Below are 19,065 nucleotides of genomic sequence, written 5' to 3' on the forward strand. Positions count from 1 at the left end.
ATGTCCGTTACCGTTCCATCGCCGCAAAGCGGTAGTCATACGATGAAAATAAATAAAGCGCTCCTGATGCGTCTGGCGCCTCTTTTTAGCCTGGTATTGCTGGTTCTGTTTTTCAGCTTCAGCTCTCCGTTCTTCTTTAATACAGAAAATATCATGACTATCGCCCTGCAAACGGCGGTGATTGGCATCATGGCCATTGGCGTGACCTTTGTGATTATTACCGCCGGGATCGACCTGTCGCTTGGATCGGTGGTGGCGTTCTCAGGGGTTGCGGTGGGCATCGCCGCCGGGTTTGGTATGCCGTTGCCGGTCTGTATTCTGGCAGGCGTGCTCGCAGGCGGACTTTGCGGCTATGTGAACGCGTTTCTGGTCACCAAAATGACCATACCACCGTTTATTGCCACCCTCGGCTTAATGATGTCGGTACGCGGCATCAATATGGTGATGACCGATGGCCGCGCGATTTATTTTTCTGACTACCCGCAGTTCAAGCTGCTAGCACAGGGTCGCCTGTTCGACGTTCTGCCTTATCCGGTGTTCTACCTGGTCATCGTGGCACTGATCGCCATGTGGATCCTGAAGAAAACGGTGATGGGCCGCTATATCTACGCTGTCGGCAGCAATGAAACGGCGGCACACCTTTCCGGGATCAAAGTCCAGCGAGTGAAAATTTTCGTTTACGCCTTCTGCGGCCTGTTAACCGGCGTGGCCGGGGTGATCCTCGCCTCTCGTCTCAACTCAGGCCAGCCAACCGTGGGCGTGGGTTATGAGCTGGAAGCCATTGCGGCGGTAGTGATCGGCGGTACCAGTCTGATGGGCGGCGTGGGCACGATTGGCGGCACCATCATAGGCGCGTTCATTATGAGCGTGCTGAAAAACGGCCTCAATCTCATGGGCGTGTCCCAGTTCTGGCAGATGGTGGCGATGGGCGTGGTCGTCGTTGCCGCCGTCTACCTGGACACGTTACGTAAAAGAATGCGTTAGGTTCTCGATACAACAAGCCCTGCCAACCCTACAACGGAGCAAAATAATGAAAACCAGCCATATCCTGAGCGCCCTGTCGCTCGTTGCCATCCTGTCCAGCAGCGCGCTGGCAAAAGATTTAAACCTGCCGGTGGTCAGTAAAGGTTACCAGCACGAATTCTGGCAGACGGTCAAAATGGGAACGGAAGCTGCCGCAAAAGAGTTGGGTGACAAAACCAGCTACGTTGGTCCTGCCGATGAAACGCAAATCGCCGAACAGATCCAGTTAGTCGAAAACACCATGGCACAAAAGCCAAACGGCCTGTTGCTGGCCGCACTTGATGCAAACGCCCTTGCCCCGCTGGTCGAAACCGCCAACAGCCGGGGGATCAAAGTGGTGACCTTCGACTCGGGCGTGAACTCGGATATCCCGGCCAGCTTTGTCGCCACCAATAACCGTAAGGCGGGCGCACAGGCTGCGGATGCGCTGGCGGAGCAGGTAGGCCAGAAGGGGAAAGTGGGTATTATCGCTCACGTAGCCGGGACGACGTCCGCCATTGAGCGCTCTGAAGGGTTCAGCGAGCGGATGAAAGAGAAGTACCCGAATATTCAGGTACTGCCGGTGCAATACAGCGATGGCGACCCGCAAAAAGCGATGGATAAAACCATTGATATGGTTCAGGCCAACCCGGATATCGCCGGTATTTATGCCACCAACGAAGGCTCAACCCTGGGCGTTGCGAACGCTATCGACAGCCAGAATCTGAAGGGCAAAGTAAAAGTCATCGGTTTTGACAGCACCGAAGCCATCATTAACTTCCTTAAAAACGGTGTGATTCAGGGCTTCGTGGTGCAGGACGCCTATCAGATTGGTTATCAGGGCATAAAAGCGCTGAACGCGGTGATTTCCGGACAGACGGTGGCCAAAGAAATTGATATTCCAGTGAAATATGTCAATGCGCAGAATATCAACACGCCTGAAATTGATAAACTGCTGCATCCGTTTGGTAAAAAATAAGGAAGTTCATGATGAGTGACGGCTATTTCCTCGGGGTAGATGTAGGTTCAGCCAGCGTTCGTGCAGGGCTTTACTCTGCGCAAGGCGAGCGTTTGAGCTTCGCGACCCGTCCGATTTCGCAGTTTCACGCCAGCAACGCGCGCGTGGAACAATCCTCTGTGGAAATCTGGCAGCAGGTTTGTGCGGTGGTGCGGGAAGCCGTCGACTCCTCTGGGATTTCACCTGACGCCATTCGTTCGATTGGCTTCGACGCCACGTGCTCGCTGGTCGCGCTGGATGCTGACGGTAACGGCCTGAGCGTCTCCCCGGACAGTCCGGCATCGCAGGACATCATTATGTGGATGGATCATCGTGCTCACGAAGAAACCGTTCACATCAATGCCACACGCGATCCGGCCCTGTGCTACGTGGGCGGCGAGGTCAGCATCGAGATGGAGTTGCCAAAACTGCTGTGGTTGCAGCGGCATCATCCTGAAACCTGGAATCAGGCCTGGCGCTTTTACGACCTTGCCGATTTTCTGGTCTGGAAAGCGACGGGCCAGGACGTCGCCAGCCTGTGCACCCTCACCTGCAAATGGAACTACCTTGCGCATGAGGCGCAGTTCAGCGAATCGCTGCTCAGAGCGGTGGGGCTGGAAAACTTACTGACAAAAATTCCCGGCACTATTCTGGACGTCGCTGAATGCGTCGGGAAACTTAGCCCGCAGGCAGCGCAAGCTCTGGGTTTGTCCGAAGAAGTGGTTGTGGCAAGCGGCATGATCGATGCCCACGCGGGTGGCGTGGCGCTGACAGGCTCACACCCGGAAGGCACGCTGGCGCTCATCAGCGGAACCTCGAACTGCCATATGCTTGCCAGTCAGACGGAGATCCATACGCCCGGCGTCTGGGGACCTTACTGGAGCGCCATGCTGCCGGGCTACTGGCTGACGGAAGGCGGGCAAAGTGCTGCCGGGGCGCTGGTCGACTGGACGTTGCGCGAGCACGGAGTCAGCGCAGAGCTGTTTGCAAAAGCAGAAGCGGCGCAATGCCATCCGGTGGCATTACTCAACGACTGGGTAGCCGCGCTTGAACAGGAAGAAAAATATCCCACCCGCAACCTGCACATTCTGGCCGATCACCACGGCAACCGCTCGCCGCGTTCGCGTCCTGATGCCCGGGGCAGCGTTGTCGGTCTGACATTAGAGACCGGTGAGCGCGCGCTGGCGAGGCTCTATCTGGCCACGCTACAGGCCATTGCCTACGGCACACGACACATTATGGATACTCTGAAACATCATGGGCACACCTTGTCGCGCATTGTCATTTGTGGTGGGGCTACTCATAACCGGCTCTGGCTGAGGGAGTATGCCGATGCCACAGGCTGCGATATTCACCTTTTAGCCGAAGAAGATGCGGTCACTCTCGGCGCGGCCATTTGCGGCGCTGTGGCGAGCGGTGCATGGGCAACGCTTACCGACGCCACCCGGGAAATGGTCAAAGCCGGCGATATCATCACCTGTCGGCCGGAAACCGCGGCCTTCCACCGGCAAAAATATGAGGCGTACCTGATGCTGTGGACCCAGCAACAGGCGCTTAATCTCCTGATGCAGCAGGAAATGTAATGGCAGGATGCGTATGCTTTATCAGCAGTTTTTACGTACGTTAAGGATTGAGGCGTAGCGATGGCCAAAACAGTTGAACAGATAGCGAAGGATCTGAATTTATCCGTCACCACCGTGCGGCTGGTACTGAGCGGGAAAGCCGAACAGTATCGGATCAGTGTGAAAACACAGTCCCGAATTAATGAACACGTCGAGCGCTTCGGCTATACCCTCAACCATTCGGCGCGCAGTCTGAAGTTAAACAAAACCGAGACGCTGGGGCTCATCGTGCCCAACATCTCAAACGTGTTCTTTGCAACGCTCGCCGAGAAACTCGAACTGCGCTGTCGCCGTTCGGGTTACCAACTGATGATCAGCTGTACTTACAACGATGTGGATTACGAAAACAAGCTGGTAAAAGCTCTGATGGCGCGCAACGTGGACGGCTTATTTATCGTTCCCTCAACGCTGGAAAATCAGCAGCATCATTTGCGGCTGATCCAAAAGCCACTGGTGCTCCTCGACCGGGATTTTGGCTTTACTGACAACGCGCTGGTAGAGAGTCATAACGAGGCTGGGGGGGATGAACTGGCCCGCAATATGCTGGAAGAGTGCAAAACGCCGCTCTGGTTCCTTGTGGGCGATACCGCACTGCCCAGCATTACGGACCGTCTGAACGGCTATTTGCAGGCCCTGAAAACAGCCGGTATTCACCATCGCGAGTGGGTCATCGAAGGGCCGGACAATACGCCGGAGGGGGGATATGCCCTGATGGATTCGCTTATCGACAGCCAGGGTGTTCCGCAGGCGTTTATCGCCTCATCGTTACCCGTCCTGGAAGGGGCAATCGAAGCCCTGCGGACGCGTACCGGTACCGTGCCTCAACACATCAATATTGGCACCTTCGATGAGCACCCCATGCTGGGGTTCCTGCCTAACAGCGTCTGGTCCATGCAGCAGGATGAAGATACCTGGGCGGAAAAAGCGTTTGAACTGATGCAGCGAGCCATCGACGGCGAAGCGGTCAACGAGACGGCGAAAGTCGATATGAAGCTGGTCAAACGTTCCCGCCAGTAAAAATAAAACTGTACCCGGAGAAAAAAAATGGAACGAGCCCGATTAGCCAGAGACATTATCGACACCTGCCTTGAGATGACCCGCATGGGATTAAATCAGGGCACCGCCGGGAATATCAGCGTTCGCTATCGCGACGGTATGCTGATTACGCCGACCGGAATTCCCTACGAGCATCTGACCGAAGAGAGTATCGTCTATGTCGATGCACAGGGGCGACACGAAGAGGATAAACTGCCCTCCAGCGAATGGCGTTTTCATCAGGTTGTGTATCAGACCCGCCCAGATGCTAACGCCGTCGTCCATAACCATGCGGTTAACTGTACCGCCGTCTCGATACTCAACCGCCCCATTCCTGCTATTCACTATATGATTGCCGCCGCCGGGGGAAACTCCATTCCCTGCGCGCCTTACGCGACCTTCGGGACGCGCGCGCTGTCAGAGCATGTCGCGGTCGCGTTACGCGATCGCAAAGCGACGCTATTACAGCACCACGGTCTGATCACCTGCGAAGAAAATCTTGAGAAGGCACTGTGGCTGGCGCAGGAGGTAGAGGTGCTGGCAAAACTCTACCTGGCCACGCTGGCGATCGTGGATCCCGTTCCGGTACTCAGTGACGATGAAATTGCCATTGTTCTTGAGAAATTTAAAAGCTACGGGTTGCGCGTCGAGGCGTAATTTTTTATCCGGGGGTGCTTTTATCACACCCTCGTAATATCTCTTAAACAAACACCTATTTACCGCACTTATCACCCCGCCTAAACTATGGCCTGCTTTTTGGTAGAGGTGGTAATGAACGATTATAAAATGACGCCAGGTGAACTGCGTGCGACCTGGGGTTTAGGGACTGTTTTCTCGCTGCGGATGCTTGGCATGTTTATGGTCCTGCCCGTTCTGACCACATATGGCATGGCGTTACAGGGTGCCAGCGAAGCGCTGATTGGTCTGGCTATCGGTATCTACGGCCTGGCGCAGGCGATATTCCAGATCCCCTTTGGCCTGCTCTCCGACCGCGTGGGTCGCAAACCGCTGATTGTCGGCGGGCTGCTGGTGTTTGTACTTGGCAGCATCATCGCCGCCCTCTCCCACTCCATCTGGGGAATTATTCTTGGCCGCGCCCTGCAAGGTTCCGGGGCGATTGCCGCCGCCGTGATGGCGCTGCTGTCAGATTTAACCCGCGAGCAAAACCGCACCAAAGCCATGGCGTTTATTGGCGTCAGCTTCGGCGTCACGTTTGCCATTGCCATGGTGCTGGGGCCGATTATTACCCATTCACTCGGCCTGCACGCCCTGTTCTGGATGATAGCCGTGCTGGCAACCATCGGGATCGCACTCACGCTGTGGGTTGTGCCGGACAGTAAAAACCATGTCCTGAACCGTGAATCCGGGATGGTCAAAGGCTGCTTCAGCAAAGTCATCGCCGAGCCGCGCCTGCTTAAGCTGAACTTCGGCATTATGTGCCTGCACATTCTGCTGATGTCCACCTTTGTCGCCCTGCCCGGTCAACTTGCCGCAGCAGGTTTCCCGGCGGCAGAGCACTGGAAAATTTATCTGGTCACAATGCTGATCTCGTTTGTCTCCGTTGTGCCCTTCATTATTTACGCCGAAGTGAAGCGCAAAATGAAACGCGTCTTCGTGGGCTGCGTGGCGTTACTGTTGATTGCCGAGATTGTGCTTTGGGGCGCCGGCCCACATTTCTGGGAGCTGATCGCAGGCGTACAGCTGTTCTTCCTGGCGTTTAATCTGATGGAAGCCCTGCTGCCGTCGCTTATCAGCAAAGAGTCTCCGGCAGGATACAAAGGCACCGCGATGGGCATTTACTCCACCAGCCAGTTTCTCGGCGTGGCGATCGGCGGGTCCCTCGGCGGCTGGGTGGACGGCCTTTTTGATTCTCAGACCGTGTTCCTCGCCGGTGCGCTACTGGCGATGCTCTGGCTGTTTGTTGCCAGCACCATGAAAGAGCCGCGCTATGTGAGTAGCCTGCGGGTAGAAATTCCCGATGACGTGGCAATCGGTGACGCGTTACAACAGCGTCTGGAAGCGACAGAGGGCGTGAGCGAAGTGCTGATTGTCCCGGAAGAGCGCAGTGCGTATGTCAAAATTGACAGCAAAGTGACTAACCGCTTTGAGGTAGAGCAGGCGCTGAAGGCCTGAAAAAATGCCCGGTTTAGCCGGGCATAATTGTCTTAATCGCGGAAGTTTTTAAACTGGAATGGCTGACCGAGATCGCCGCCACGCACCAGCGCCATCACGGATTGCAGGTCATCACGGGATTTTCCGGTCACGCGGATCTCTTCCCCCTGGATCTGCGCCTGCACTTTCAGCTTGCTGTCTTTGATAAGCTTAACGATTTTTTTCTGTACCGCGCTTTCAATCCCCTGCTTCAGCTTCGCTTCCACAAACCAGGTTTTGCCGCTGTGAACAAAATCTTCCGGTACATCAAGTGAGGTCCCTTCAATGCCGCGCTTGAGCAGCTTGGCGCGCAGGATATCCAGCAGTTGGTTGACCTGGAAATCAGACTCACTCAGGACTTTGATTGTCTTGTTCGCGTCGTTCAGTTCAATGGTCGCCTCAACGCCACGAAAATCGAAACGTGACTCCACTTCACGAATAGCATTATCTACGCCGTTACGCGCTTCCTGCAGATCAACTTCAGAAACAATATCGAAAGATGGCATCTTTTCTTCTCCCTTCATTTTTGTTGCGTTGCATAATACCTGCAACGAGGCATAACGAGAAGCTTAGCTGATGGCGCTATACTTAGCGTCTTAGCACCTGGCGCAGTTGCAGGTGAGGAGGAACAATGAAAGTAACAGTGCTTGGATGCGGCGCCCTTGGTCAACTCTGGCTTAGCGCGCTATGCAAACAGGGACACGACGTTCAGGGCTGGCTGCGAATTCCCCAACCCTATTGCAGTGTGAATGTGATGGGTACAGACGGTTCAATTTTTAACGAGTCTTTGACGGCAAACGATCCGGAATTTCTCGCGAGCAGCGATCTGCTGCTGGTCACGCTGAAGGCCTGGCAGGTCTCCGATGCGGTGAAAAGCCTGGCCGCCCAATTACCTGAAAGCACGCCAGTCCTGCTGATTCACAACGGTATGGGTACCATTGAAGAGCTAAAGTCTGTCCGGCAACCGCTGCTGATGGGAACAACCACCCACGCGGCACGCCGCGACGGTAACGTCATTATTCATGTTGCCAGTGGCATCACCCATATCGGCCCGGCGCGTGAACAGCCCGGCGATTACAGCTATCTTGCGGATACCCTGCAAAGCACGCTGCCTGACGTCGCCTGGCACAATAACATTCGCGCAGAACTGTGGCGCAAACTGGCGGTCAACTGCGCGATCAATCCGCTGACTGCCCTGCTGGATTGCCCTAACGGTGATCTGCGCCAGCATCCCGATCGGTTAGCGCTGATTTGCCGGGAAGTTGCCGCCGTCATTGAACGCGAAGGCTACCACACCTCAGAGTCTGATTTACGTTATTATGTCGACCAGGTCATTGAGAGTACGGCAGAAAATATCTCTTCAATGTTGCAGGATGTCCGGGCGATGCGGCATACCGAAATTGATTACATTACCGGTTATCTGTTAAAACGCGCCCGGGCTCACGGCATTACCGTTGCGGAAAACAGCCGTCTGTTTGAGTTAGTTAAACGAAAGGAGAGTGAGTATGAGCGCATCGGCACTGGTATGCCTCGCCCCTGGTAGCGAAGAGACAGAAGCGGTCACCACCATTGATTTGATGGTACGTGGTGGTATTAAGGTTACCACCGCCAGCGTCGCCAGCGACGGAAGTCTGGCGATTACCTGCTCGCGTGGGGTCAAGATCCTGGCAGATGCACCGCTTGTACAGGTGGCGGACGGTGATTACGACATTATCGTGCTGCCGGGCGGTCTGAAGGGCGCGGAGTGTTTCCGCGACAGCCCGCTGCTGGTTGAAACCGTTCGTCAGTTTCATCTTTCCGGGCGTATCGTCGCGGCAATCTGTGCGGCCGCAGGTACGGTACTGGTTCCGCACGACATTTTCCCCATCGGCAATATGACCGGCTTCCCAGGCCTGAAGGATACGATTCCGGAAGACCAGTGGGTGGATAAACGCGTGGTCTGGGATCCGCGGGTTAACCTGCTCACCAGCCAAGGGCCGGGTACCGCCATTGATTTTGGCCTGAAGATTATTGACCTGCTGGTCGGGCGCGAAAAAGCGTACGAAGTGGCGTCATCGCTGGTGATGGCGGCAGGGATTTATAACTACTACGAGTAAAAAAAGCCGGGTGGCGGCTACGCCTTACCCGGCCTACAAGTGTACGGTACCGTAGGCCCGGTAAGCGAAGCGCCACCGGGCAATAGGCTACGGGCGATACACCTTCACGTTCGCGAAGCCCTGCTCGCGCAGGTACAGCGCCTGTAAACGGCTCATGACCCCACGTTCGCACCACAGCAGATACGTTTTGCTCTGGTCGAGATCGCCAAACTGGGTGCTCAGTTTGTAGAACGGCAGCGAAACCACCTCCACGCCTTCCACCTGCAACGGCTTGTCATCCTGCTCATCAACAGAACGTATATCCAGAATCGTATCGTTAGCACCGAAGCCGCTGACCGTCTCCACCTCAACCACGTCCTGCTCGGTCTGCTGGGCGATCTCACGGATATCGATGTTGGACGCTTCCGCCACCACTTTTTCCAGGATGCTGAAATCGAAGTTCTCTTCTTCCGCTTCGATCTTCGCCTTCACCGCTTTAATGGTTGGACTTTTTGAGATCACGCCGCAATATTCCGGCATGGTGCGGGCAAAATCTTCAGTACCGATTTTACGCGCCAGATCGATGATGTGCTCTTTATCGTGAGAGATCAGCGGACGCAGGATCAGCGTATCAGACACGTTGTCGATAAGACGCAGGTTGGTCAGCGTCTGGCTGGAGACCTGCCCCAGTGCTTCACCGGTGACCAGCGCCTGCACGCCGTAGCGCTCAGCCACTTTGGACGCCGCACGCACCATCATACGTTTCAGGACCACGCCCATCTGGCCGTCATCCACTTTCTCAAGAATTTCGCCGACCACCGGCTCAAAGTTGATCGCCACGAAACGCACGCGGTGAGAGCTGCCGAAGCGGTTCCACAGGTAATGCGCCACCTGACGTACGCCGATTTCGTGCGCCGCGCCGCCCAGATTAAAGAAGCAGTAGTGCACGCGGCAGCCGCGACGCATCAGCATATAGCTGGAAACGCCGGAGTCGAACCCGCCGGAGATCAGCGACAGCACATCTTCTTGCGTGCCGATCGGGAAGCCGCCAATACCTTCATAACGGCCCTTAACCAGCAGCAGGCGATCGTTTTCGATCTCAAGATTAACGGTAACGTCCGGATTAGTCAGGCGCACGCGCGCCGTCTCAACGTGCTGGTTCAGACCGCCGCCGACATAGCGCTCAACGTCAATGGAGCTAAACTCATGCTTACCACGGCGCTTCACGCGTACGCAGAACGTTTTCCCTTCGATCTGATCGCGGTACTGTACCAGCGCCTTTTCGAAGATATCGTGCATATCGGTGAAGGGAACGTCTTCCACTTCCAGAATATGGTGAATACCCGGGATACGGGTCAGCGCGTCGCGAATATCAAGACGTTTGTTTTCGTCTTTCGCGCGGACTTCAACGTGGTCCCAGTGACGCACCACGGCGAGCGTTTCGTCGTAGTGTTTTAATACGTTACGAATGTTCCCGGTGAGAATTTTAATAAAGCGCAAACGCACGGATTGGCTTTTGATGGTGATTTCAGGGAACAATTTAATGATAAACTTCATGGCGGCAATGTTTCTTAGGCAAGCTTATAAAGGCTTGTAGTGGAAAATGATACAGCAGCCCACACCCGTGGCTGCATCCAGGCGCGCAAGTATACCACCATCGCCCATCGCGCCACTCGCGTTATTTGATAATTGCCCCGAGTCCGTTACCATGTCAGGGCGAAAAATTTAAGAGTCAATTCACTATGCCGAAGAAAAACGACGCACCGGCCAGTTTCGAAACTGCGCTGAGTGAACTGGAGCAGATCGTTACCCGTCTTGAGAGCGGCGATCTCCCGCTGGAAGACGCGCTCAACGAATTTGAACGCGGCGTGCAGCTCGCGCGCCAGGGGCAGGTAAAACTCCAGCAGGCCGAGCAGCGTGTGCAGATCCTGCTTTCCGACAGCGAAGACGCTAAAACCACGCCATTCACACCGGACGCCGAGTAAATGGATTTTTCCAACGCGCTTCAGGCGCGCGTCATCCGCGCCAACGACGCGCTGCGCCGTTTCATTGAGCCGCAGCCTTTTCAGAACACTCCTCTGGTTGAAGCCATGCACTATGGCGCACTCTTGGGGGGTAAACGCCTGCGTCCGTTCCTGGTGTATGCCACGGGCAACATGTTCGGTATCAGCGATAACACGCTGGACGCCCCGGCAGCCGCCGTGGAGTGTATCCACGCCTATTCGCTGATCCACGATGATTTGCCGGCCATGGACGATGACGATCTGCGTCGCGGTCAGCCGACCTGCCACATTAAGTTCGGCGAAGCGAATGCCATTCTGGCGGGTGATGCGCTGCAAACCCTGGCGTTCTCTATTCTGAGCGATGCGCCGATGGTTGAAGTGAGCGATCGCGATCGTCTGGCAATGGTGTCCGAACTGGCAATGGCCAGCGGCGTCGCCGGGATGTGCGGCGGCCAGGCGCTGGATTTAGAGGCTGAAGGTCGTCAGGTGACTCTGGAACAGCTGGAACGCATCCACCGTCACAAAACGGGCGCCCTGATTCGGGCAGCCGTTCGTCTGGGCGCGCTGAGCGCGGGTGAACGCGGGCGTAAAGCCCTGCCGATTCTGGACAGATACGCAGAAAGTATCGGTCTGGCATTCCAGGTTCAGGATGACATTCTGGATGTGGTGGGCGATACTGCAACATTGGGAAAACGTCAGGGTGCGGATCAGCAGCTTGGCAAAAGTACCTACCCTGCCCTGTTGGGCCTTGAGCATGCCCAACGTAAAGCCCGGGATCTGATAGACGATGCCCGCCGGTCACTGAATGAGCTGGCCGCGCAATCGCTGGATACCTCGGCACTGGAAGCGCTAGCGGACTACATAATCCAGCGTAATAAATAAACTATATATCTCGATGAGCCTTTGATGAGTTTTGATATTGCCAAATACCCGACACTGGCGTTAGTTGACTCCACTCAGGAGTTACGTCTGTTGCCGAAAGAGAGTCTGCCGAAGCTGTGTGACGAGCTGCGTCGCTACCTGCTCGACAGCGTTAGCCGCTCCAGCGGCCACTTCGCCTCCGGACTTGGCACGGTTGAGCTGACCGTGGCGTTGCATTACGTCTATAACACGCCGTTCGATCAGCTGATCTGGGATGTTGGCCACCAGGCCTATCCGCACAAAATTCTGACCGGACGTCGCGATAAGATTGGCACCATTCGCCAGAAAGGTGGCCTGCATCCGTTCCCGTGGCGCGGCGAGAGCGAGTTTGACGTGTTAAGCGTCGGCCACTCTTCCACCTCCATTTCCGCAGGCATCGGGATTGCCGTTGCCGCTGAAAAAGAGAATAAACAACGCCGTACCGTCTGCGTGATTGGCGACGGGGCGATCACCGCCGGGATGGCTTTTGAGGCCATGAACCACGCGGGCGATATCAAACCGGACATGCTGGTGATCCTCAACGATAACGAAATGTCGATCTCCGAGAACGTCGGCGCGCTGAATAACCATCTGGCGCAGCTGCTGTCCGGTAAGCTTTACTCCTCACTGCGCGAAGGCGGGAAAAAAGTCTTCTCCGGCGTACCGCCGATCAAAGAGCTGCTTAAGCGTACCGAAGAACATATCAAAGGCATGGTCGTGCCGGGTACGCTGTTTGAAGAGCTGGGCTTTAACTATATTGGCCCGGTGGACGGCCACGATGTGTTAGGTCTGGTGACGACGCTTAAAAACATGCGCGACCTGAAAGGCCCGCAGTTCCTGCATATCATGACTAAAAAAGGGCGTGGTTACGAACCGGCGGAAAAAGATCCGATCACCTTCCACGCGGTGCCCAAGTTCGACCATACCAGCGGTTGTCTGCCGAAAAGCAGCGGCGGAATGCCGAGCTACTCAAAAATCTTTGGCGACTGGCTGTGCGAAACGGCGGCGAAAGACAACACGCTGATGGCGGTGACGCCTGCCATGCGTGAAGGCTCCGGCATGGTCGAGTTTTCCAAAAAATACCCGGACCAGTATTTCGACGTCGCCATTGCCGAGCAGCACGCGGTAACCTTCGCAGCGGGCCTGGCGATTGGCGGCTACAAGCCGGTGGTAGCGATTTACTCTACCTTCCTGCAACGCGCCTACGATCAGGTGATCCATGACGTTGCCATCCAGAAGCTGCCGGTGCTGTTTGCTATCGACCGTGCGGGCATCGTGGGGGCTGACGGCCAGACGCACCAGGGCGCATTTGACCTCTCCTTCCTGCGCTGCATCCCGGACATGGTGATCATGACGCCAAGCGACGAAAACGAGTGTCGTCAGATGCTGTATACCGGTTACCACTATCAGGACGGTCCCTGTGCGGTACGTTATCCACGCGGCAATGCCCTTGGCGTTGAATTACGGCCGCTGGAAAAACTGGATATCGGTAAAGGTCTGGTGAAACGTCGCGGTGAAAAAGTGGCGATCCTGAACTTTGGTACGCTGATGCCGGAAGCGGCAAAAGTCGCTGAAACCCTGAATGCGACGCTCGTCGATATGCGATTTGTGAAGCCGCTCGATGAATCTCTGATTCTGAGCATGGCGGAAAGCCATGAGGTGCTGGTCACGCTGGAAGAGAACGCCATCATGGGTGGCGCGGGTAGCGGCGTGAACGAAGTGCTGATGGCGAACCGTAAAGTCGTTCCGGTGCTTAATCTCGGCCTGCCGGACCACTTCATCCCGCAAGGCACTCAGGACGAGGCGCGCGCCGACATTGGCCTGGACGCCGTCGGTATCGAAGCTAAAATCCGCACCTGGCTGGCCTGATCCCTCCCCTTTTCTGCTCCTGCTATGCTTAAACGTATTGTTTAAACAGCAGGAGCGGAACCATGCAATACACGACATTAGGAAAAACAGACCTCAAGGTGTCCCGGCTTTGCCTGGGCTGCATGACGTTTGGCGAGCCTGACCGGGGAAATCACGCCTGGACGCTGCCGGAAGAGAGCAGCCGCCCTATCATTAAGCGCGCCATTGACGGCGGCATCAACTTCTTCGATACCGCCAACAGCTACTCCGACGGCAGCAGCGAAGAGATTGTGGGCCGCGCCCTGCGAGATTTTGCCCGTCGGGATGAGATTGTGGTCGCCACCAAGGTGTATTACCCGTCAGGCGATCTGGCGGAAGGCCTTTCTCGCGCACAGATCCTGCGCTCCATTGATGACAGCCTCAGACGCCTGAACATGGATTACGTCGACCTGCTGCAAATTCACCGCTGGGATTACAACACGCCGATCGAAGAGACGCTTGAAGCGTTGAACGACGTCGTGAAAGCCGGTAAAGCGCGCTACATCGGCGCATCGTCCATGCATGCCTCACAGTTTGCTCAGGCGCTCGATCTCCAGGCGCAGCATGGCTGGGCGCGCTTTGTCACTATGCAGGATCACTACAACCTGATCTACCGGGAAGAAGAACGCGAGATGCTGCCGCTCTGCTACCAGGAAGGCGTGGCGGTGATCCCGTGGAGCCCGCTGGCGCGCGGAAGGTTAACCCGTCCGTGGGGTGAAACTACCGCCCGGCTGGTATCGGATGAAGTAGGTAAAAATCTGTATGACGATACAGAAGCCAGCGATGCGTTAATTGCCGAACGATTAGCCGGGATCGCCGACGATATCGGTGCAACGCGCGCGCAGGTAGCGCTGGCGTGGCTGCTGAGCAAGCGCGGTGTCGCCGCGCCGATTGTGGGCACATCGCGGGAAGAACAGCTGGACGAGTTGTTGAGTGCGGTGGACTTATCGTTGACGCCGGAGCAGATTGCCGAGCTGGAGACGCCGTATCAGCAACATCCGGTGGTAGGGTTTAAATAAACAATTCAGGGAACAAAATCCGTAGGCCGGGTAAGCACAGCGCCACCCGGCAATACAGAGCGTACAAAATTACGCGAAGTGATCGTACCCTTTCCAGTCAAGCGTAACCGGGGCACCGTCGCGGACAAACAGCAGCCCTTCACTTTCCGGCATCACCTGCCCGATGCAGGTAAATTTCGCCCCCAGATGCGCTAACGCCACATCCAGCGTCCCGCGATTCAGCTCGGGAACGGTAAAGCACAGCTCATAATCTTCCCCACCGGATAGTGCCCAGCGCAGCGCCTGTTCAGGATCGGCATGGCGACGCAACGGCTCTGACAGTGGGAACAGATCCAGATCGATCCGTGCGCCCACGCCACTGGCCTTCAGGATATGGCCGAGATCGGAGATCAGCCCGTCAGAGAGATCGATAGCAGAACTGGCCCGCTCGCGCAGCGCCTGACCGTGCAAAATACGCGGTGTGGGCCGCAGGTGGCGCTTCACCAGGTACGCCGCATCGTCAGCATCTTCAACTGCTAAACGGTTCTGAAGGATCGCCAGCCCGGCCGCGCTATCGCCCGGCGTACCGGTCACGTAGATCCAGTCGCCCGGTTTTGCGCCCGAACGCTTCAGCGCGCGCCCCGCTGGCACATAGCCGTGGATTGCCAGGGTCATCGACAGCGGCCCGGCGGTGGTATCACCGCCAATCAGCTGCATATCGTAATAATTCAGCTGTTCAAACAGGGCATCGCTGAAGGCTTCAAGCCAGGCTTCATCCACCTCCGGCAGGGTCAGAGCCAGCGTCAGCCAGGCCGGGTCGGCGCCCATTGCCGCCAGATCGCTAACGTTTACCGCCAGCGCCTTATACGCCAGGTCGGCAGGATCGATATCGGGCAGGAAGTGACGCCCACATACTAAGGTGTCGGTGCTGATTGCCAGCGTCTGTTTTTCGGGAATATTGAGAAGTGCGCAGTCATCGCCAATGCCGGTTTCAACATCAAGACGAGAGGTTCTGACACGGTCGAAATAACGGGCAATCAGGGAGAATTCGCCGCATGCCATACGTTATGCCTCAGCAAATAAAAGAAAAAACCGGAGCCGCACTGCCAAAAAGGCAATGCAAGACTCCGGTTTGCGGATCACTTTTTGTGGGGACGGATCGCAGGTGCGGCTTTATCCAGCACGCCGTTTACAAACTTGTGGCTGTCTTCAGCGCCGAAGGTTTTTGCCAGTTCGATCGCTTCGTTGATGGCCACTTTGTACGGCACATCATCACGTTTAGACAGCTCAAACAGCGCGATACGCAACACTGCTTTTTCGACCTGGCCCAGCTCTTCGAGCAGACGGGACAGGTATGGCTTCATCAGACCATCGAGATACGCGCTATTAGTCGCCACTCCCGACAGCAGTTCACGGAAGTACAGAACGTCAACGTCTTTCACGTCCTGTTCTGACAGGAACTGGTATTCAACATCAGCGATGTCGTTCTGGGACAACTGCCAGGAGTAAAGTGCCTGGACGGCACATTCACGGGCGCGGCGACGAGCAGCAGGTTTCACGGAATTCCCCTTACAAAAAAATCAGGCCTTGATGGCTTTCAATACATTGATCATTTCAAGCGCGGTCAGTGCAGCTTCTGCACCTTTGTTACCGGCTTTGGTGCCAGCACGTTCGATGGCTTGTTCAATACTTTCGGTAGTCAGTACGCCGAACGCGACAGGAATTTCAGCATCCTGTGCAACGTGCGCCAGACCATTGCTTGCACCGCCCGCAACGTATTCGAAGTGCGCAGTGCCGCCACGAATAACAGTACCCAGTGCAATCACCGCGTCGTATTTACCGGTTTTCGCCAGCGCGCCCGCTGCCAGTGGCAGTTCGTAAGCACCTGGTACCCAAACGACGGTAATGTTGTCATCTTTAACCTGGCCGATACGTTTCAGGGCGTCAACCGCACCTTCCAGCAGGCTGTCGTTGATGAAGTTGTTGAAACGCGCAATGGTGATGGCGACGCGAGCGTCCGGGGTAGCTACAGCAGCTTCAATAATGTTCATACTCTTCCTTTACGGGTTCATTTGGCCCCGCAGGGGGGCGGATTTTATCATAATACTTTGCGCACTGCTTCCCTATTTCAGGAGCAATTACGCTGTCGTTAAATGGAGGCAGACATCCGGGCCTACCGGACGAATCTCGCTGAATGAGAGTTGCGGCGCATCGGCCAGTTTTTCAAGGCCGGGCAGCACAAACAGGCCGCGCGCGTCGTTACCTAACAGTTTAGGCGCAACGTAGACCAGAAGCTCATCCACCAGCCCTGCCTGGAGCAGCGCGCCGGCGAGCGTCGGACCTGCTTCGACCCAGATGCTGTTGACCTGCTGTTTACCCAGCAGCATCATCAGCACCACCAGATCGAGATGCCCGTTGTGTTCCGGCACCATAATGCTGCGCACGCCTTGCGGCCATTCGCGCGTATCTTCTTTGGTGCGGGCAATCCAGGTTTCCCCCGGTTGCTGCACGATACGGTGTTCCGGCGTCACGCGGTTCTGGCTATCAATAATAATGCGCAGCGGCTGACGCAGGTTCTCCTGCGGATAGAGTGCCTGGGTATCGGCATTCAGCTCATCCCAGCGCACGGTCAGGACCGGATCGTCAGCCAGCACCGTTTCACTGCTGGTGAGAATAGCATGGCTTTGTGCGCGCAGACGTTGCACATCGCGCCTTGCCTGTGGCGAGGTGATCCACTGGCTCTCGCCGTTCGCCATCGCCGTGCGGCCATCCAGTGACGCGCCAAGCTTAAGCTGGATAAACGGGAAACCGGTGCGCATACGCTTCAGGAAGCCTTTGTTGATGGCTTCGGCATCCTGCATCATCAGGCCGTGACTGACGTCGATCCCTTCCTGTTGCAGACGATACAGCCCGCGGCCCGCCACCTGCGGGTTAGGATCCTGCATGGCGGCGACAACGCGCGAGACTCCCGCCGCAATCAGTGCTTCGCAGCACGGAGGCGTGCGCCCGTGATGACTGCATGGCTCCAGCGTCACGTAGGCCGTCGCGCCACGCGCCCTCTCCCCCGCCATGCGCAGGGCATGCACTTCAGCGTGCGGCTCGCCTGCGCGGTAGTGAAAACCTTCACCCACGATCTCGCCATCTTTAACAATGACGCACCCGACATTAGGGTTAGGGTGAGTGGTAAACCGACCGCGCTGCGCCAGCTTCATGGCTCTCGCCATGTACATCTCGTCCTGCATAGGCTTAATCCTGTAAGCGGGCGATCTCTTCGCCAAACTCTTTAATGTCTTCGAAGCTGCGGTAAACGGAGGCGAAGCGAATATAGGCGACTTTATCGAGCTTTTTCAGCTGTTCCATCACCAGGTTACCGATCATTTTGCTCGGCACTTCGCGCTCACCTAGCCCCCGCAGATAAGATTTAATATGATTTAACGCCATTTCGACGTCATCGGAGCTGACGGGCCGTTTTTCCAGCGCCTTGAGCATCCCGCTACGCAGTTTTTCTTCATTGAACGGTTCGCGCACATCGTTACTTTTTACCACGCGCGGCATTACCAGCTCTGCCACCTCGAAGGTGGTAAAACGCTCGTTGCACACCAGACACTGCCGACGACGACGCACGGAAGACCCTTCGCCTACAAGACGTGAGTCGATGACTTTGGTATCCACAGCGGAGCAAAATGGGCAATGCATACGATGTCCCTGTTATCTGGTTAACTGATTTCTATTTTACCCTGAACTGGCCCGACAACAAAGGAAGAGCTTTTTGAGACAAAGGATCTATGCCTGACGCCACTATCCTGTCTACCATTGCAGCAATGTGTGATTTCAAGGAATTAAACGCAATGACAAGACGTTACCTGAAAATAGTGCTGGTTGGGAGCCTGTTCACGCTCAGCGCCTGCGCACAGCAAAGTGAAGTTCGCGAGATGAAACAAAGCGTGAATACGCTCAATGTGGCGATGGACAAACTTAATAAAGAAACCGTGAAGATCACCCAGCAGAACGCGCTGAATGCCAAATCCAGCAATGGCGTTTATTTATTGCCGGGCGCAAACACGCCCGCGCGTCTGAACAGCCAGATTGGCACGCTAAAGATGTCTCTGGTGAATGTTGCAGCGAATGCCGATGGTACGCGCGCAACATTACGCATTCAGGGTGAATCCAACGATCCGCTTCCCGCCTTCAGCGGCACCGTAGAGTGGGGCCAGATTCAGGGCACCACGGAGAGCTATCAGGAGGTGAACGTGAAGAATCGGCTCTTCACCGCCCCCGCCAGCACGCTGGCACCGAGCGATGTTGATATCCCGCTCCAGCTGAGCGGACTGACGCCAGAACAGTTGGGTTTTATCCGCATTCACGACATTCAACCTGCCGCGCAATAACCCGCCC

At 56.0% G+C, this 19,065-nt stretch carries 20 protein-coding genes; 13 read left to right on the forward strand and 7 right to left on the reverse strand.

Going from position 1 to position 19,065, the window contains the following annotated elements:
* The 6 genes from ACOTX2_RS10385 to ACOTX2_RS10410 all read left to right on the forward strand — a co-directional run bounded on the left by ACOTX2_RS10385 (position 1) and on the right by ACOTX2_RS10410 (position 6,789).
* Entirely contained in the window at positions 1–984 is a 984-nt protein-coding gene (locus tag ACOTX2_RS10385) for an ABC transporter permease (RefSeq protein WP_022647237.1), read from the forward strand.
* A gap of 46 nt (positions 985–1,030) precedes the next feature.
* Positions 1,031–1,981, forward strand: a complete 951-nt coding sequence (locus tag ACOTX2_RS10390) for an ABC transporter substrate-binding protein (RefSeq protein WP_000858088.1) — start codon at positions 1,031–1,033, stop codon at positions 1,979–1,981.
* 11 nt (positions 1,982–1,992) lie between these two features.
* Positions 1,993–3,582: an FGGY-family carbohydrate kinase gene (locus tag ACOTX2_RS10395; RefSeq protein WP_032624754.1), complete on the forward strand. Its 1,590-nt coding sequence runs from the start codon at positions 1,993–1,995 to the stop codon at positions 3,580–3,582.
* A gap of 60 nt (positions 3,583–3,642) precedes the next feature.
* Positions 3,643–4,638: a LacI family DNA-binding transcriptional regulator gene (locus ACOTX2_RS10400; protein WP_100148821.1), complete on the forward strand. Its 996-nt coding sequence runs from the start codon at positions 3,643–3,645 to the stop codon at positions 4,636–4,638.
* Positions 4,639–4,665: 27 nt separating this feature from the next.
* Positions 4,666–5,313, forward strand: coding sequence for an L-fuculose-phosphate aldolase (fucA, locus tag ACOTX2_RS10405; protein ID WP_017383181.1), 648 nt, complete (start codon positions 4,666–4,668; stop codon positions 5,311–5,313).
* A gap of 114 nt (positions 5,314–5,427) precedes the next feature.
* On the forward strand, positions 5,428–6,789 hold the full coding sequence (locus tag ACOTX2_RS10410; RefSeq protein ID WP_022647234.1) for an MFS transporter: 1,362 nt from the start codon (positions 5,428–5,430) through the stop codon (positions 6,787–6,789).
* 32 nt (positions 6,790–6,821) lie between these two features.
* On the opposite strand, the gene ACOTX2_RS10415 is transcribed toward ACOTX2_RS10410, so the two are convergent.
* On the reverse strand, positions 6,822–7,313 hold the full coding sequence (locus ACOTX2_RS10415; protein WP_022647233.1) for a YajQ family cyclic di-GMP-binding protein: 492 nt from the start codon (positions 7,311–7,313) through the stop codon (positions 6,822–6,824).
* A 125-nt stretch (positions 7,314–7,438) separates the two neighbouring features.
* Here ACOTX2_RS10415 and panE point away from each other — a divergent pair, with 125 nt between their 5' ends.
* Both panE and yajL read left to right on the forward strand, forming a co-directional pair.
* Positions 7,439–8,350 carry a 2-dehydropantoate 2-reductase gene (panE, locus tag ACOTX2_RS10420; protein ID WP_046620560.1) on the forward strand — a complete coding sequence of 304 codons (912 nt, stop codon included), beginning with the start codon at positions 7,439–7,441 and terminating at the stop codon, positions 8,348–8,350.
* Complete coding sequence (yajL, locus tag ACOTX2_RS10425; RefSeq protein WP_022647231.1) at positions 8,313–8,903, forward strand: protein deglycase YajL; 591 nt, start codon at positions 8,313–8,315, stop codon at positions 8,901–8,903. The genes panE and yajL overlap by 38 nt, the downstream gene beginning before the upstream one ends.
* Positions 8,904–8,990: 87 nt before the next feature.
* On the opposite strand, the gene thiI is transcribed toward yajL, so the two are convergent.
* Entirely contained in the window at positions 8,991–10,439 is a 1,449-nt protein-coding gene (gene thiI / locus ACOTX2_RS10430; RefSeq protein WP_022647230.1) for a tRNA uracil 4-sulfurtransferase ThiI, read from the reverse strand.
* Positions 10,440–10,624: 185 nt separating this feature from the next.
* Between thiI and xseB the strand changes: the two genes are divergently transcribed.
* The 4 genes from xseB to ACOTX2_RS10450 all read left to right on the forward strand — a co-directional run bounded on the left by xseB (position 10,625) and on the right by ACOTX2_RS10450 (position 14,691).
* Positions 10,625–10,867 carry an exodeoxyribonuclease VII small subunit gene (xseB, locus tag ACOTX2_RS10435; protein ID WP_003859094.1) on the forward strand — a complete coding sequence of 81 codons (243 nt, stop codon included), beginning with the start codon at positions 10,625–10,627 and terminating at the stop codon, positions 10,865–10,867.
* A complete protein-coding gene (ispA, locus tag ACOTX2_RS10440) occupies positions 10,868–11,767 on the forward strand; it encodes a (2E,6E)-farnesyl diphosphate synthase (RefSeq protein WP_022647229.1) in 900 nt (299 codons plus the stop codon).
* Positions 11,768–11,791: 24 nt separating this feature from the next.
* Positions 11,792–13,654 (forward strand): 1-deoxy-D-xylulose-5-phosphate synthase, encoded by a 1,863-nt coding sequence (dxs, locus tag ACOTX2_RS10445; RefSeq protein WP_022647228.1) that lies wholly within the window; start codon positions 11,792–11,794, stop codon positions 13,652–13,654.
* A 62-nt stretch (positions 13,655–13,716) separates the two neighbouring features.
* Positions 13,717–14,691 carry an aldo/keto reductase gene (locus ACOTX2_RS10450; protein ID WP_022647227.1) on the forward strand — a complete coding sequence of 325 codons (975 nt, stop codon included), beginning with the start codon at positions 13,717–13,719 and terminating at the stop codon, positions 14,689–14,691.
* Positions 14,692–14,760: 69 nt separating this feature from the next.
* On the opposite strand, the gene thiL is transcribed toward ACOTX2_RS10450, so the two are convergent.
* From thiL to nrdR, 5 genes are all read right to left on the reverse strand, one after another.
* Positions 14,761–15,732, reverse strand: a complete 972-nt coding sequence (thiL, locus tag ACOTX2_RS10455) for a thiamine-phosphate kinase (RefSeq protein ID WP_022647226.1) — start codon at positions 15,730–15,732, stop codon at positions 14,761–14,763.
* 77 nt (positions 15,733–15,809) lie between these two features.
* Positions 15,810–16,229 carry a transcription antitermination factor NusB gene (nusB, locus tag ACOTX2_RS10460; RefSeq protein WP_006809908.1) on the reverse strand — a complete coding sequence of 140 codons (420 nt, stop codon included), beginning with the start codon at positions 16,227–16,229 and terminating at the stop codon, positions 15,810–15,812.
* Between the two features lie 21 nt (positions 16,230–16,250).
* On the reverse strand, positions 16,251–16,721 hold the full coding sequence (ribE, locus tag ACOTX2_RS10465; protein WP_003859098.1) for a 6,7-dimethyl-8-ribityllumazine synthase: 471 nt from the start codon (positions 16,719–16,721) through the stop codon (positions 16,251–16,253).
* A gap of 87 nt (positions 16,722–16,808) precedes the next feature.
* Positions 16,809–17,912: a bifunctional diaminohydroxyphosphoribosylaminopyrimidine deaminase/5-amino-6-(5-phosphoribosylamino)uracil reductase RibD gene (ribD, locus tag ACOTX2_RS10470; protein WP_022647225.1), complete on the reverse strand. Its 1,104-nt coding sequence runs from the start codon at positions 17,910–17,912 to the stop codon at positions 16,809–16,811.
* Between the two features lie 4 nt (positions 17,913–17,916).
* The gene (gene nrdR, locus ACOTX2_RS10475) at positions 17,917–18,366 is read right to left on the reverse strand and encodes a transcriptional regulator NrdR (protein WP_003859099.1); all 450 of its coding nucleotides are present in this window, start codon (positions 18,364–18,366) and stop codon (positions 17,917–17,919) included.
* 152 nt (positions 18,367–18,518) lie between these two features.
* Between nrdR and ACOTX2_RS10480 the strand changes: the two genes are divergently transcribed.
* Positions 18,519–19,058, forward strand: a complete 540-nt coding sequence (locus ACOTX2_RS10480) for a DUF3251 domain-containing protein (RefSeq protein WP_080460819.1) — start codon at positions 18,519–18,521, stop codon at positions 19,056–19,058.
* Positions 19,059–19,065 lie beyond the last annotated feature (7 nt).

Source organism: Enterobacter cloacae complex sp. IR5412 (assembly GCF_049237385.1).
In the GTDB taxonomy this organism is placed as follows: domain Bacteria; phylum Pseudomonadota; class Gammaproteobacteria; order Enterobacterales; family Enterobacteriaceae; genus Enterobacter; species Enterobacter intestinihominis.